The organism is Boseongicola sp., assembly GCA_014075275.1.
Lineage (GTDB): Bacteria > Pseudomonadota > Alphaproteobacteria > Rhodobacterales > Rhodobacteraceae.
The window spans coordinates 3,356,112-3,370,599 of record CP046179.1 but is presented as its reverse complement, the minus strand read 5'-3'; the positions used below and the strand labels follow the sequence as shown (position 1 = coordinate 3,370,599).

Below are 14,488 nucleotides of genomic sequence, written 5' to 3'. Positions count from 1 at the left end.
GTTCGAAAATCGCGTTCTCAATAGGCAACAGGCCGGTGGCGGTCAATGAAGGGTCGTTCGTTTTGACGTGCATATGGCTTTGGCCTAGTTACAAACGGTGAAACCGCTCAAAAACGGGCGATTTGGTGGACAGATTGACGATGAAAATTTTTGCAAGGGTGATGGTAGCGGCGTGCCTGGTGATTTGGACCGGTATTGCTGCTGCGCAAGAGTCGAGTTGGGTACAGATTGAGGCGCGCCCAAGTGAGGCCATAGCAAGGGAACGAGCCGAGATTTACGCTGGTCGATTGGACAATGTCACTGGGTTTCGTCTTGGTTCTGGATGGTATGCCGTGGTCCTGGGCCCATTCAGCGAAAGCGACGCCGAATTTGAGCTAAGTCGTCTTCGTCGACAAGGTGCGATCCCCGGAGATAGTTTTCTGTCCGATGGGGCGAATTTCAGCAACCGTTTCTTCGGATCAGAGGATGAAGTTGCTGCCATTTCGGAGCCTGCAGAGCCATTGCCGCCTTTGGTAGCCGGGGAAGAGACCCTTTCAGATGCCCGCGCAAGCGAGCGGTTACTGGACCGCGACGGCCGCGCCTTGTTGCAGACGGCCCTGAAGTGGGAGGGCTTTTATACCTCGACCATTGATGCGTCTTTCGGTCCGGGAACCCGGCGGGCGATGTCGGCATGGCAGGAAGATCGGCGGTATGAGCCGACCGGCGTGTTGACCACATTGCAGCGTCGTGAGTTGGTTGGTGCTTATCAGGACGCACTGGCGGCATTGGACATGCGTCAGGTTGCAGATGCCCTCGCAGGGGTCGACATCTCGCTTCCCGTCGGATTGGTGGGATTTGACCGATACGAACCACCATTCGCCCATTACGAGCCTGTTGGAGACAGTGGCGTCAAGGTTTTGCTGATATCCTAGGAAGGTGATCGCGGCACATTGCGCGCGCTTTACGAGGTTATGGAGACGCTTGAGGTTGTGCCGTTGGATGGTACGCGGGCATTGCGGCGCAATGATTTCACCCTGACTGGTCAGAGCAGTGAAATATCCTCGCATACATACGCACGTCTTGAGGGAGAGCGGATCAAAGGGTTTACGCTGATCTGGCCTGCAGATGATGAGAAGCGTCAACGGTTAGCTTTGACCGAAATGCAAGCGAGTTTTCGCGCCGTTGATGGCGTGCTTCCAGAGTCGCTGGGTGGTCAACAAAGTATTGATCTGGTTGCCGGGCTGGAGATCAGGCGCGCAGATGAAACGCGTTCGGGTTTCTATATCGATGCAGCGGGCAGTGTCTTGACGGCCGCAGCGGGTGTCGACTCGTGTGCGCGTATTACCCTGGGGGACGATCTGGAAGCGAAGGTGGTCGCAATCGAACCCTCTTTGGGTCTTGCTGTATTACAGCCTTTGCAGGCTGTCTCTCCTATCGGATTTGCTGCGTTGACTGCCCAGGAGCCGCGCTTGCAATCAGAAGTCGCCGTATCGGGTTTCAGCTATGGCGGCTTGTTGTCGGCGCCGTCGCTGACCTATGGGAAGTTTGCGGATGTGAAAGGTCTGGACGGGAATATGCAGGTTCAGCGATTGGATGTTGCAGCTGAACCCGGGGATGCCGGGGGTCCGGTGTTCGACGGTGGCGGCTCTGTGATGGGTATGCTGCTGGACGCACCAGAGGGCGCACGGCAGCTGCCGGCGGGCGTGTCATTTGCGGCGGACGCACCGGTATTGGCGGCGTTCCTTGCCAGAAACGGTGTGACGGCCATTGAGCAGGTGACCGAAAGCCCGATGGAGCCGGAAGATCTGGCGATCATGGCAGCGGATATTACGGTTTTGGTGAGCTGCTGGAACTAGGCGGGCTTTGACGCAGAGATCGAAGTGGAAACTCACCAAATTTCCGGCTGCGACAGTCAGGTCTGGGTGTCGGGACCTTTTACAAACCGTTTGGGTTCGTGATTTCCGGGGTTACCCGGATTAGCGTCGGTTTGTCCGCTTTGAAGGCCCCATGGATCGACTCACTCAGTTGGATCAATGATGCAGGTTGGGCAAACTCACACTCATAGGCCTTTGCCAACAAAGACCAATCTGGATTCTTGGCCTGGACGGCGGTGGGGGCGATCTGGCTTTCAACCATGGCGTCGTGGATCGCGGCCAGACCACTATTGTCCCACAGTAGGATCGGAAGATTCAGCCCCAGCTCTGCTGCGGTGCCAAGTTCCTGAAGAGTATACTGGAAACCATAATCACCTGCGATGGCCAGTGTCGGCGCGCCCTTTCGGGCAATGATGCCTCCTATGGCGGCGGGCAGAGCGTAGCCAAGAGTGCCAAATCCCGAAGGATGGTGCCAATGGCCGGGGCGGCGCATCTGCCAGATTTCGTTGGCCGTATAGGCGAACTGGGTCATGTCCGAGTAGATCATTATCTCATCAGGCAAGGATTGGCTGAGAGCATCACAGATCGAGACGATGGCAGGCTGGGAAGCCGCAAGTTCACGACGCCATCGCGCCCGCGCATCGGCCACGTCCTGCCTGGACCAGTCGGTGTCCGGATTGCCCAATTGATCGATCAACGCGCTTAGAAAGTCTGCGCTTTCGGATTTGATGCGAACTGAGGCTTGATAGACATCTGCCAATACCTCCGGATCGACATCGACGCGCACCAAAGGGCAATCATGCCCCAAAGTCTCGCGGTAGAAGTCAACTGCCGCCAATTCGGTGCCGACAGCAATCAAAAGATCGGCTTTTTGCAGTACATCGATTGCGTCGATCTGGGCCAGATGGGCACCAAAGCTCATGGGGGTGTCCGGGGCCAGAATGCCGCGACCGGCAAAGGTGGTGAAGGCCGTTGCCCTCGACTTTTGCATTGCCTCGGCTGGCAGTCCGGGGTTGTTCGGGCATTTGGCACCACCACCAAAAATGAACATCGGACGCCGAGATTGGCGGATTAGCCGTGCGACCTCGGCAACATCCGGCGGTCTTGGCGAACTGGATTGCTGCGACATGAAAGCTGGAAACAACGATGCCTCGTTGCCCAATGCATTGATCGGAACGTGCATGACTTTGGGGCGCGAGCGGCCCTGCGAAAAACTGGCCAGCGCGCTGTCAATCATCGCGAACGCCTGATCATCGTCTTCGGCTGTTTCGCTCCATTCAGCGGCGGCGCGCGCCGCACCCGCCTGATCGCGCATCTGGTGCAATTGGCCACGATAGGTTTCGGTATCGTCGAGGCAACTGGCAATGACCAGAACTGGCACGCTGTCAGAATACGCCTGCCCCAGTGGCGTCATTATATTTGTCAGGCCCGGACCACTGATGACGTAGGCTACGCCTGGCCTCCCCGAGGCACGGGCATAGCCGTCGGCCATGAAACCTGCACCTTGTTCATGTCGGGCAAGCACATGAGCAAGGCCGGCCTCTTCAATACCGCGATAGAGTTCAACGTTATGGACGCCCGGGATGCCAAAGATCGTATCAACACCGCGACTTGCAAGCATCGCGGAAATTTCTACACCCAATCGGGCCATCAGCCGCGCCAAAACCGAAGGGTGAAGATGACCAGAACTGCCAAAAGCTCCAGCCGCCCGATTAACATACCCGCCGACAGCATCCATTTTGCCGGATCGTTCAGGTCAGCAAAATTGCCAGTTGGACCAATCTCGGGACCAAGACCTGGCCCGACGTTGGCAATTGCAGTCGCTGCACCACTAAGGGACGTGACGAAATCCAGACCGGTCGCACCGAGCATCACTGACAGAATGCCGATCGAGACAATAAATACGGTAAAGAACGCCATGACGGACGAAATGACATCCTCGGAAACGGTGCGGCCTTCGTATTTGACCTGAAAAATTCCGTGGGGCGAGTGAATGCGGCGTATCTGCGCAAATATCGCTGTGAACAGCAGTTGATAGCGAAACACCTTCACGGAACAGCATGTTGAACCAGCACAACCACCGACAAGCCCCGCGAAGAAAATCACGATCATCGGAAATCCTCCCCAAAGTTGATAATCGGTGCTGGCGTATCCGGTTCCAGTCATGATCGACGTGACGTTGAACAGGCTTTCACGCAGGTTCGGCTCTATGCCGCCCGCATTACCGGCCAGCATGCGAAAGCCTGCAACAAGCGCGACGATTAGAAAAAGAGCCGCCAGAAACGCCCTGATCTGACTGTCACGCCAAAGAGGTTGTGAGGTTCCGGCAAGTAACTGGACGTATCGCACGAACGGAAGGCTTGCCAGGATCATAAATATGATTGCGACATAGGAGGCAGCGCCAGTGAAGGCTGCAAATGACGAGTCAAATGTGGAAAATCCGCCAGTCGCAATGGTCGTCATCGCATGGTTAACGGCGTCGAAAAGCTGCAATCCGACAGCCATATAACCCGCCGTACAAAAGGCCGTCAGTAACGCGTAGACAATAGAAATCCGCGAGGCGATTTCTGCCGCGCGAGGCAGAACCTTGCCGCCAGCGTCAAAAGCCTCGGAGCGGAATATTTGCATTCCACCGACGCGAAGCTCTGGCAAAAACACCATGGCAACCACGATAATTCCGATCCCACCGAACCATTGCAGCATAGAGCGCCACAGGAGCAGTCCGCGCGGCATGGACTCCAGCCTAGAAAATACGGTCGATCCGGTGGTCGTCAAACCTGACATCGCTTCGAAAACGGCGTCAGTAACGCTTGCGCTGATTGGGGCTTGAAGGAACGGAATTGCCCCAAAGATCGGCAGTGCCAGCCAAACACCCGATGTCAAAAGGAACGTTTGCTGGATCGTCAGCCGCCCCCCGGCCCCATTGGCGCATGCCAATGCAATCAGACCACCGACGACGACAGTAATTATAGCTGATCCAAGGAATGCGTTGCCGTGGCCGTTGGCGTCTTGAATGTCGACCAGCATCGGCACCAGCATCGTAGCGCCCAGCGCGGCCACCAAAAGGCCGATAACATATCCCACAGGGCGAATGTCGATCATGTGTGCGAGCCTTGTCCTGACCGTTGGGTCAAGTCAACTGGTTGTCTTCGGTAGGATAGATGCGGGCGCGTTCTTCGGCAGTGGGGCTGCGGATGTCGCTTGATGGTTTGCCGTCGGGGTTGAAGAAGGGCGAGGTTCGGTATTTGCCGGTTATGCGGGAAGTCAGGCCGCGCCGAATGACGCTTAAGATTGTGCGTGGAAGGCTGCCTTTGGGCTGCGTGACGCGTTGGGTTGCCTCTTTGCGGTTGGTGCGCAGTCTCACGGGCCCGAATTTGGATTGATCCTTGAAGCCGCGGGTGGTGAGCGAGGCGTAGGGAAGTTTGGGATTGCCGAGGACATTGGACATCGGTGCGCCACAGCAGGCGGTATACCAGCGGATCGGGCCTTTGTCGGATAGGCGCAGGCATCTCAGGTTCTCGTCGCCCTTTGTGATGGTGACGGCGCCGGGAGTGGTCAGGATCAGGTCAGAGCCACCTGCCGCATCGAGGCTGCGGCCATCGGCGGCGAGAAGTGCGAAAGCCTGACAATCGCGGCAATAGCAGACGGCGCGGCCAGTGCCTTTGGTAGGGATCGTTGCGGATGTTTCGCCGCAATCACAGGTCCAGGTTGCTGACATGGTGGTCCTTTCGCCCGAGGTTATAAGGTTCCCGGGTCGGGCACGGAAGGGTCGCGTTAGCTGTAGCGAGTGATAAACCGTTGTAGGATGGTTTTGGGGATTTCGACGTCGGCTTCGGCGCAAAGTTGGGTCAGGGCGTCGGCTTCTTCGGGTGGGAAATAGCCCCGGTCGCGGTAAATACGGATACGGTCGGCGAAGACCTCGCCGTCGGCTTCGGGGTGGAATTGCGTGGCGTAGACGTTTTGGCCGTAGCGCAACATCTGGAACGGGCAAGGGCCGGAAGACATGAGGTGGGTTGCGCCGGGGGGAAGCACCTGAACCGCCTCTTTGTGGCCAACGAAGGTGTTAAAGGTTGTCGGCAGGTCGGCGAGGAGTGGGTCGGTTGTGCCTTCGGGCGTGACATCACAGGAAACCGGGCCGACGTCTTCGCCGTATTGAGCCTTGGACACGTCGCCGCCAAGATGGTGGGCAAGGATGCCAATGCCGTAGCAGCAACCCATGAACGGCATGTCGCGGGCGGTGATCTTGGGCATCAGCGACATGATAGCGGCTTCGGCGCGGGCTTCGTCGCGTGATTTCTGGTCGGGCGCATCGCTGACACAACCGGGGCCACCGCCGACGATGATGCCAGCATAGTCGTCGAGATTGAGGTCGCCTGGCAGCGGATCGCGTTCCAAACGGATGCGTTTCGTGCGTGCCTCGTCCAGCTTTCCTTTTTCGAGGAATGCGCGGAACTCTCCGTCGGAGGCCTCGTCTTCGGGGCGCAATTGCAGGATCAGGAAGGGCTTCATGTTGCTATACCCGCGACCAGTGCCTTCTCCATCTGCCAGTTCTGAAGGGTCACACCACTTCGTTCAGCGATTCGCGACCCCAAGATGCGCCATCCGTGCCGCAGGAAGAATGGTTTGGCGAGGTGGCTGGCGTCACTGGTCATGCGCTTTAGACCTGCGGTACGGGCCTGGTTCTCAAGCACTATGTAAAGTGCATCAGATACGCCTTGCCCCTGTGCCTCTGCCAAGATGAACGCGAGATCGAGGTGGCCGGTTTTCAGATGGAGTGTCATGAAACCGACGACGCGCCTGTCAATCTCAGCGACGACCGTAGATTGATCGGACAGTCGGGCATTCCACTTTGGGCCCGATGGGGCCTCATAGGCCCACGCCGCCCTTTGTTCTTCGGAATAGGCCCGCGCCGCGCCGTCGCGCACCGCGTGATAAAACACCTTGCCCAGCGCATCGCCTTCGTCCGGCTCCATTGGCCGGATCACGACGTCGGCTTTATTGTCGTGCGCGACCTTCCGGGAGGATTCACGCGCACTATGGCGTATCCCGGTTTGGTCTGGCGAACCCAGCGGCTGCCGAAGGCATACGGTTATGCCCATTAGCCCGCTTCCAATGCCTGCATGATGTCGGCGATCAGGTCTTCAGGGTCTTCGATGCCCACGCTGAGACGCACGAGGCCGGGGGTTATCCCAAGTTCGGCACGCTGTTCGTCGGTCAGACGCTGGTGCGTGGTGGTTGTGGGGTGGGTGATGATCGACTTGGCGTCGCCGAGGTTGTTCGAAATCACGATGATCTGGAGCGCATTCAGGAACTTGAACGCCGCCGCCTGCCCGCCTTTGATTTCCAGCGCGATGACGGTACCGCCGCGTTCGAGCTGCTCTTTCGCGATGTCGTATTGCGCGTGGGATTTCAGGCCGGGATAGACGACGCGGCTGAGGCGGTCGTCATGTTCCAATGCTTCGGCCAGAGCCATTGCGCCGTCGGCTTGCGCCCGCACGCGGAGGTCGAGGGTTTCGAGGCCCTTGACCAGAAGCCATGCCGTAAACGGGCTCATCGCGCCACCGGTGTGCTTTAAGTAGGGCTCGACAGTTTTGCGAATAAACTCCTTGGTGCCGAGGATGACCCCGCCAAGCACCCTGCCCTGACCGTCGATGTGTTTGGTCGCCGAATAGACCACGACATCGGCGCCAAGGTCCAACGCGCGGCTGAAAACGGGGGTGGCAAAGACATTGTCGACAACGACGGTCGCGCCAACGGAATGCGCGATCTCGGCGACGGACTTAAGATCAATCACTTCGAGCGTCGGGTTCGACATGGTTTCCAGGAACACCGCTTTGGTGTCCGGGCGCATGGCCGCGCGCCATTCGTCCAAGTTGGTGCCATCAACGAAAGTGACGTCGACGCCGTAGCGGGTCAGCACATCTTCGAGGATGTAAAGACAGGAGCCGAACAATGCGCGCGCCGAGACGACGTGGTCGCCCGCTTTCAGTATAGAAGTGAGCGCCGCATTGACGGCAGCCATGCCGCTGGCAGTCGCAAAGGCGTCCTCAGCCCCTTCAAGCGCGGCAATACGTTCTTCGAACATGCGCACCGTTGGGTTGCCGTAGCGCGCATAGATAAATTCGTCCTCGCCCGGTGTATCAAACCGCTGTGCGGCCTGTTCGGCGCTGTCATAGACAAAGCCCTGGGTCAGAAAGATGGGTTCAGCGACTTCGCCGTATTGGCTGCGCCGGATACCCTCGTGAACCATACGGGTCCGTGTTTTCCAATTCTCAGACATGGGGACGCCTCCTTTCCAAATAAAAAGCCCCCACCGCGGAGCGCCGGGGGCGTTGGATACGTCCCTGACCTCTTTAGCGGTTTATTTAACGTGGCCCGCAATCCGGTGAACAAATCGCCACGATGAGGGGGTGGCTACATCCAGTCAGGAGAAGCGTCAAGGGTTTGGGTTGCCTCAACGGCCACAATTACAACCCTTGTAGTCCCCCATGGCACTGTGCATGGATCGGTTAACTGCTGTTACAAAACGGAGTTTCCTTGCGAAGTTCGAAAACGATTCACGTCGTTTCCTGTCACGCCGAAGGCGAGGTGGGTGACGTTATTGTCGATGGTGTTGAACCGCCGCCGGGCGAAACCCTGTGGGACCAACGTAGTTGGATCGCACGCGACGCTGTGTTGCGGAATTTCATGCTGAACGAACCGCGCGGAGGGGTCTTTCGCCACGTGAACCTTTTAGTGCCGCCGAAACACCCCGATGCAGATATGGGCTTTATCATTATGGAGCCCGAGGACACACCGCCAATGTCCGGGTCAAACTCGATCTGCGTTGCCACTGTATTGCTAGATGCCGGGATCATTGCCATGGCTGAACCGGTGACCGAGATGGTGTTGGAAGCCCCAGGTGGTTTGGTGCGTGTGCGCGCCGATTGTCGCGGCGGCAAAGCCGAACGGATCACGGTCCAGAACCTGCCGTCGTTCGCAGGCGAAATTGGTGTCGGGCTGGACGTGGCGGGCCTGGGCGATCTGGTTGTCGATACCGCCTTTTGGGGTGACAGTTTTGTGGTTGTCGATGCCGATACGTTGGGACTGTCCCTGGATCAGATAGAGGCCCGTTCGCTGGCAGATTTGGGTGTACGGATTACCAATGCCGCCAATTCGCAGCTAACATTTCATCATCCAACCAACCCGGATTGGCGCCACTTCTCGTTCTGTCTGTTTGCAGGTTCTGTGACCCGTAACGGCAGTAGTTTGGCCGCAACGCAGGCTGTCGCCATTCAGCCAGGTAAGATTGATCGCTCGCCCACTGGCACCGCCGTATCCGCGCACATGGCGCTAATGCATGCCAAAGGAAAGATGGCAGTAGGCGACAGCTTTACGGCACGGTCAATCATCGGGTCCGAGTTTCAGGGCCGGATCGCAGATGTCACCACCGTTGGCGATCTGCCCGCTATCATCCCGGAAATCAGCGGGCGCGGCTGGATTACTGGCACCCATCAGCACATGCTGGACCCCGATGATCCTTGGCCCGAGGGCTATCGGCTGAGCGATACCTGGCCAGACCCGCAGCGTTGACGACCCATCAGGCGCAGTCTAGCGTTTTGCCCATGGTGAAAGATTACTCCCTGACCGGCGAGACAGGCCAACAGGCAGTTGAGGCCGGGCTCGCGAACCCAGCCTGGTTTCGCCCCAAAGTTGACCCGGCGACAATTCGCGCCCTCAGCCAGAAATCCGACGCTATCGCCCTGCGGGACACGCTTTTGTGGCTTGGCACAATGGTAGTGTCGGCAGCGGTCGCCATTGCGCTTTGGCCATCGTGGTGGTCCGCCCCGTTCTGGGCGATTTACGGGGTTCTTTATGGTTCGGCCTCGGATTCCCGCTGGCACGAATGCGGGCACAAGACCGCGTTCAAAACATCTTGGATGAACTCGGTCGTTTATCACATTGCCAGCTTCATGCTGATGCGCGCACCAACCGTCTGGCGCGCCAGCCACGTGCGACATCATACCGATACCATTATCGTTGGCCGCGACCCCGAGATTGTGGCCATGCGCCCGCCCGACCTGGGGCGTGTGGCGTTGAACCTATTCGGGGTAATCGATGTCTGGACACTTGGCGCGCGGATGTTCCGGCATGCGGCCGGATATATTGATCCCCAAGAAGCGACATATATTCGCAGCCAGGATCATGGCCGGGTGTTTCTGGTCGCCCGCATTTGGTTGGTAATCTATGCGTCCGTGATTGGCACCGCGATCTGGTGGGGCAGCATTCTGCCCTTGATGCTGGTCGGTTTACCCCGCCTTTATGGTGCATGGCATCACGTCATGACCGGGCTGCTGCAACACCTTGGACTGGCCGAGAATGTCACGGATCACCGGTTGAACACGCGCACGGTTCTGATGAACCCGATCAGTCGGTTCATTTACCTGAATATGAATTATCACATCGAGCACCACATGTTCACGATGGTACCCTACTATCACCTGCCCGCATTGCATGAGCATCTAAAAGCAGAATTGCCGCCGCCCGATCCATCGATATTTGCCGCGTTTCGACGGCTGTTGCCAGTTCTCTGGAAGCAGTTGAAATATGAAGACGCCGTGATCATTCCGCCCCTACCAGAAGGTGCGACGCCTTACCGCGACGAGGTCAGCCGCCTTAAACCCTTTGCGGTCTAATCGGTTTCTTCGATCAGATACTTTTGCAGGGCCATTATCTGCGACCACAAGAATACGAACATCAGGGCCGGAAATCCAAAAGTCTCGATCTTGACCCAGGCATCCGTGGACATCGTGCGCCAGACAATTTCGTTGGCGAACGCAAGACCGGCAAAAAACAGGGTCAGTCGCCAGGTCAGGATCATCCAGCCCTCATCCTTCATCGGCAAAAACTCGGACATGACCCAGGCCAGATAGGACCGCCCCTGCGCCAGACCGATGCCAAGGATCACTGCAAACAGCCCATAAACCAAAGTGGTTTTCAGCTTGAAAAACCGCTCGTCGTTGAACCACACTGTCAGCCCGCCAAAGACAACGACCATGACGGCTGTGAACACCTGCATGCGGCTCAACTTACCGGTCAGCTTCCACAAAACCGCTATACTGCAAAGCAGGATCGGAACAAATACCCCGGCTGCGACGATGAACCCATCATATTCTGTGCCCCCGATGACATAGGTCTGATCGCGCATCATCAGATAGGCGGCAAAGAACATCAGGGGCGGGCCAAGTTCCAGCACCTGTTTGACGATCGGGTTCAGGGTCTTTTCTTCCATCCCGGTCACCTAACGACCAGAGCGCGGTCATTCAATGTCGATCTGTTCATTATTGGCCCAAAAATATCCCGGGGAAGACGCCAAAGGCGGCTGGGGCAGAGCCCCGCCTATCCACCCATCTCGACCAACACGGCACCCGCTGCAATCAGTGCCATCAGTGAAAGCCGACGAGGTCCGACTTTCTCGCCCCAAAACAAATAAGCAATCAGGGCCGCAAAAATCACAGAAGTTTCCCGCAACACTGCGGCTTCGCCAACTTTGTCCAACCGGGTGGCCAGCATAATGCCGCCAAAAGACAGAATGGCGATAACCGCGCCAAAGACACCCAAACGCAATAATGGCGCAATCGGGCGCGGAACCTGCCCCTTGTTCCACGCCAGATAAGCAATGGGAAAGGCCAGCCCATCCAAAAAGAAGAACCAGGCGATGAACGTCAGCGGATCAGCGGTGGCCCGGATAACGAAGGCGTCCCAGGTGGTATAAAGGGCGACAACACCGCCCGTCATCACTGCCAGCCCCAAGGCCATTGGCAACCTTGCGCGGTCGTCGGTGATGTGTCGCAGGTTGTAGACAGCCAGCCTCAGAATACCGGCGGCCAGCGCCGAAACCCCAAGCCACTGAAGGCCCGAAAAAACCTCACCAAACAAAATCCCTGCACCGATAACGGTAAACACCGGCCCGGTGCCGCGCACGACCGGGTAAACGACGGTATAGGCACCATAGGTATAGGCGGTGGCCTGCAACACTTTGTAGGCGACGTGGATGGCCCAGGCGACGGCAAAGAGATGCCAGATATCCGGCTCGGGCCAGGGCACAACGAAAATAGCAAACGGCAGCGCCATGAGTGCATACGAACCATCAATCGCCGTTCTGGTGGTGAAGGGATCGTAGCGCCCCTTCTGGAGCGCGCCTAAAAGCGCATGCAGAAAAGCCGCCGACAAAGCCAGCATCAAGGCCACTTGCTTACCGGCCTCGGTGCCCTCCAGCGATATCAGCCATTCACTCACTCGGGATCCGGAAGGGCATCAAATGTAACTTTAACTTTTGTGCCTTGAAATGCCTGTTCTATAGCCTCTGGCGCGGTCGGATCGTGCGACATGGCCAGCCCGAAAAGATTGTCTGAACCGATGCCGCCCGGCGCCTTAAGTTCCATCTTCAATGTGCCCCACGGAACTGGCGCATCCGCGATCAATGCCAACAATGCCGTGACGCTTGCTTCATCAACAAATGACTTAGGCAGTGCTCTGACCACGGAAGACACTTCTTCCTTCGTGGCCTCAACAACTGTTTCGGGTGCGCCCGGCACGCCAGAAAATCGCCCAACGGCCATGCCAAGGATCAGCCCGTCTGCAAACCCGGTATTGGTTACCTCCAGTGACAGCTCGTGCAGCGTAATGAGCGCAAGCGAAGCCATGTTGCCAGACAGTAGGTCCGCGGTCATGCCTTTGGTCAGCGATGACATCGAGAAATGATTTTCGCCGGGCAAATCAACATCGAGGGCGTTCAGATTGAATGTACCGGCCGCAAGGTCCCAGGACAGATCCAAGTCAGCGTCGATCAGGTTTCGGCGGTTTTGCTGGTTCAGCATGTAATTGACCCATGGATCAGACACATTTGGGATCAACCGCGCGTTTTCGACAGCAAGTGTCAGAGCCAGAGTGCCATTTCCGGTGGTGAATGCCTCTTGCCCTGATAAAGTCCAGGCAATCTCTTCTACATCAATGAGCAGAGATGTTTGTTCCAGAACCAGTCTGGTCAGATGACAACCACCATTGTCTTCGCTCAAAGCACCTTCAGAAACGATGCCGTAGCCCGACCGTTCGATAGTTTGAAGCGCCAGGGTGCTTTCTGACAGGCAGTCGGCGCTGGCGACGCCGGGGCAAGCAATGCAAGCAATGGCGAAAAGGTGCTTCACACCTCGGCCCCGGTTAATGCAGCGGCAAACTCGGCAGGATCAAATGCCTGCAAATCATCGATTTGTTCGCCGACCCCGATGGCGTGAATTGGCAGGCCGAACTTATCCGCCAGTGCCACCAGCACGCCGCCTTTTGCGGTGCCGTCAAGTTTGGTCATTACCAAACCTGAAACATCGGCAATCTGTTTAAAAATATCGACTTGATTCAAAGCGTTCTGGCCCGTTGTTGCATCAAGAACCAGCAGGGTGTTATGCGGCGCGTCGGGGTCTTTCTTGCGGATCACACGAACGATTTTGGCCAATTCTTCCATCAAATCAGCGCGATTTTGCAGCCGACCGGCAGTATCGATCATCAACAGATCCGCGCCATCGGCTTCGGCCCGCGTCATGGCGTCAAATGCCAGACTAGCCGGGTCCGAGCCTTCGGGCGCGGTCATCACGGGCACGCCAGCGCGTTCACCCCAGACCTGCAGTTGCTCGACAGCAGCGGCGCGGAATGTATCGCCTGCGGCAATCACAACGGATTTTCCAGCGGCCTTGAACTGACTCGCGAGCTTGCCGATGGTCGTTGTTTTGCCCGAGCCGTTCACACCCACGACCAGCACCACCTGCGGGCGTTTCTGGTAAATCGGCATCGGCTTTGCGACGGGCTCCATGATGCGGGCGACTTCGCTGGCCATGATCTCTTTCAACTCATCCGTTGAGAATTTCCGCCCAAAGCGTCCCTCGGCCATGTTGGCGGCGACGCGCATTGAGGTTTCGACGCCAATATCGGCGCTGATCAGCAGTTCTTCGATCCGTTCCAGCATATCGTCGTCTAGCTCGCGCCGGACCACGGTTTTGGCCTCGCCCCGTCCAAGAAGACGGCCAATCAGGCCCGGCTTTGGCGCAGCCTGTGTCGGTGCAACGGCAGGAGGTCCCGGCTCGGGGGCCGGGACGGGTTCAGCCCGCTGCGCATGCAATTCCTCAACTTGCGGTTCCAAGCCCTGCGGTTCCCGGACCTGATCCGGGACTGGCTCTGGCTCTGGCTCTGGCTCTGGCTCTGGCTCTGGCTCTGGCTCTGGCTCTGGCTCTGGCTCTGGCTCTGGCTCTGGCTCTGGCTCTGGCTCTGGCTCTGGCTCTGGCTCTGGCTCTGGCTCTGGCTCTGGCTCTGGCTCTGGGAGGATTTCGGCTTGCGGCGGTGTGTCAACCGCAGGTTCCTCTGCCGGCTGGCTTTCCTCAGTCGGCGATGTGTCGGCAACAGCCTTTTCTTCAACACCTCCGTCCTCGACTATTGCATCCAGGCCTTCGTCGATCTTTGACGAGGATTTGAACAACCGGTCTTTAAGTTTTTGGAAGAATGCCATGACGCTGCCTTTAAGCTTCGCTACGATTTAGGGTGAAAAATTGGCAGATGGAAGCACCACAGGCTGAATTAGGTCCTGAAAGGTGAAATTGAGAGGGTGTTAC

General features: G+C 57.6%; 12 protein-coding genes, 1 pseudogene and 1 riboswitch. Of the genes and pseudogenes, 3 read left to right on the top strand and 10 right to left on the bottom strand.

All coding sequences use genetic code 11. From position 1 onward, the window contains the following. Positions 1 to 161: 161 nt before the first annotated feature. Positions 162 to 1,835: pseudogene (locus GKR98_16855) on the top strand (peptidoglycan-binding protein). 79 nt (positions 1,836 to 1,914) lie between these two features. Here the strand turns inward: GKR98_16855 and GKR98_16850 are convergent. From GKR98_16850 to metZ, 6 genes are read right to left on the bottom strand one after another with little or no spacing between them, the layout of a single operon-like run. After that, on the bottom strand, positions 1,915 to 3,474 hold the full coding sequence (locus tag GKR98_16850) for an acetolactate synthase isozyme1 large subunit (protein QMU60151.1): 1,560 nt from the start codon (positions 3,472 to 3,474) through the stop codon (positions 1,915 to 1,917). Between the two features lie 29 nt (positions 3,475 to 3,503). Continuing rightward, positions 3,504 to 4,955 (bottom strand): potassium transporter TrkH, encoded by a 1,452-nt coding sequence (locus GKR98_16845; protein QMU59698.1) that lies wholly within the window; start codon positions 4,953 to 4,955, stop codon positions 3,504 to 3,506. A 28-nt stretch (positions 4,956 to 4,983) separates the two neighbouring features. Next, a complete protein-coding gene (locus GKR98_16840) occupies positions 4,984 to 5,571 on the bottom strand; it encodes a hypothetical protein (GenBank protein ID QMU59697.1) in 588 nt (195 codons plus the stop codon). A gap of 56 nt (positions 5,572 to 5,627) precedes the next feature. Beyond that, the gene (locus tag GKR98_16835; protein ID QMU59696.1) at positions 5,628 to 6,362 is read right to left on the bottom strand and encodes a glutamine amidotransferase; all 735 of its coding nucleotides are present in this window, start codon (positions 6,360 to 6,362) and stop codon (positions 5,628 to 5,630) included. Further along, positions 6,359 to 6,952, bottom strand: coding sequence for a GNAT family N-acetyltransferase (locus tag GKR98_16830; GenBank protein ID QMU59695.1), 594 nt, complete (start codon positions 6,950 to 6,952; stop codon positions 6,359 to 6,361). The genes GKR98_16835 and GKR98_16830 overlap by 4 nt, the downstream gene beginning before the upstream one ends. Then, complete coding sequence (metZ, locus tag GKR98_16825; protein ID QMU59694.1) at positions 6,952 to 8,133, bottom strand: O-succinylhomoserine sulfhydrylase; 1,182 nt, start codon at positions 8,131 to 8,133, stop codon at positions 6,952 to 6,954. Before metZ ends, GKR98_16830 begins: the two co-directional genes overlap by 1 nt. 52 nt (positions 8,134 to 8,185) lie before the next feature. Further along, positions 8,186 to 8,264: riboswitch (SAM riboswitch) on the bottom strand. Between the two features lie 126 nt (positions 8,265 to 8,390). Between metZ and GKR98_16820 the strand changes: the two genes are divergently transcribed. Both GKR98_16820 and GKR98_16815 read left to right on the top strand, forming a co-directional pair. Then, positions 8,391 to 9,425, top strand: coding sequence for a hypothetical protein (locus GKR98_16820; GenBank protein QMU59693.1), 1,035 nt, complete (start codon positions 8,391 to 8,393; stop codon positions 9,423 to 9,425). 32 nt (positions 9,426 to 9,457) lie between these two features. Continuing rightward, positions 9,458 to 10,528, top strand: a complete 1,071-nt coding sequence (locus GKR98_16815) for a hydrocarbon oxygenase (protein ID QMU60150.1) — start codon at positions 9,458 to 9,460, stop codon at positions 10,526 to 10,528. Here the strand turns inward: GKR98_16815 and GKR98_16810 are convergent. From GKR98_16810 to ftsY, 4 genes are all read right to left on the bottom strand, one after another. Continuing rightward, the gene (locus tag GKR98_16810) at positions 10,525 to 11,124 is read right to left on the bottom strand and encodes a septation protein A (protein ID QMU59692.1); all 600 of its coding nucleotides are present in this window, start codon (positions 11,122 to 11,124) and stop codon (positions 10,525 to 10,527) included. The genes GKR98_16815 and GKR98_16810 overlap by 4 nt on opposite strands. 107 nt (positions 11,125 to 11,231) lie before the next feature. Further along, positions 11,232 to 12,131: an EamA family transporter gene (locus GKR98_16805; protein ID QMU59691.1), complete on the bottom strand. Its 900-nt coding sequence runs from the start codon at positions 12,129 to 12,131 to the stop codon at positions 11,232 to 11,234. Continuing rightward, positions 12,128 to 13,039 (bottom strand): hypothetical protein, encoded by a 912-nt coding sequence (locus GKR98_16800; GenBank protein QMU59690.1) that lies wholly within the window; start codon positions 13,037 to 13,039, stop codon positions 12,128 to 12,130. The genes GKR98_16805 and GKR98_16800 overlap by 4 nt, the downstream gene beginning before the upstream one ends. Next, complete coding sequence (gene ftsY / locus GKR98_16795) at positions 13,036 to 14,385, bottom strand: signal recognition particle-docking protein FtsY (protein QMU59689.1); 1,350 nt, start codon at positions 14,383 to 14,385, stop codon at positions 13,036 to 13,038. The genes GKR98_16800 and ftsY overlap by 4 nt, the downstream gene beginning before the upstream one ends. Positions 14,386 to 14,488: the final 103 nt, after the last annotated feature.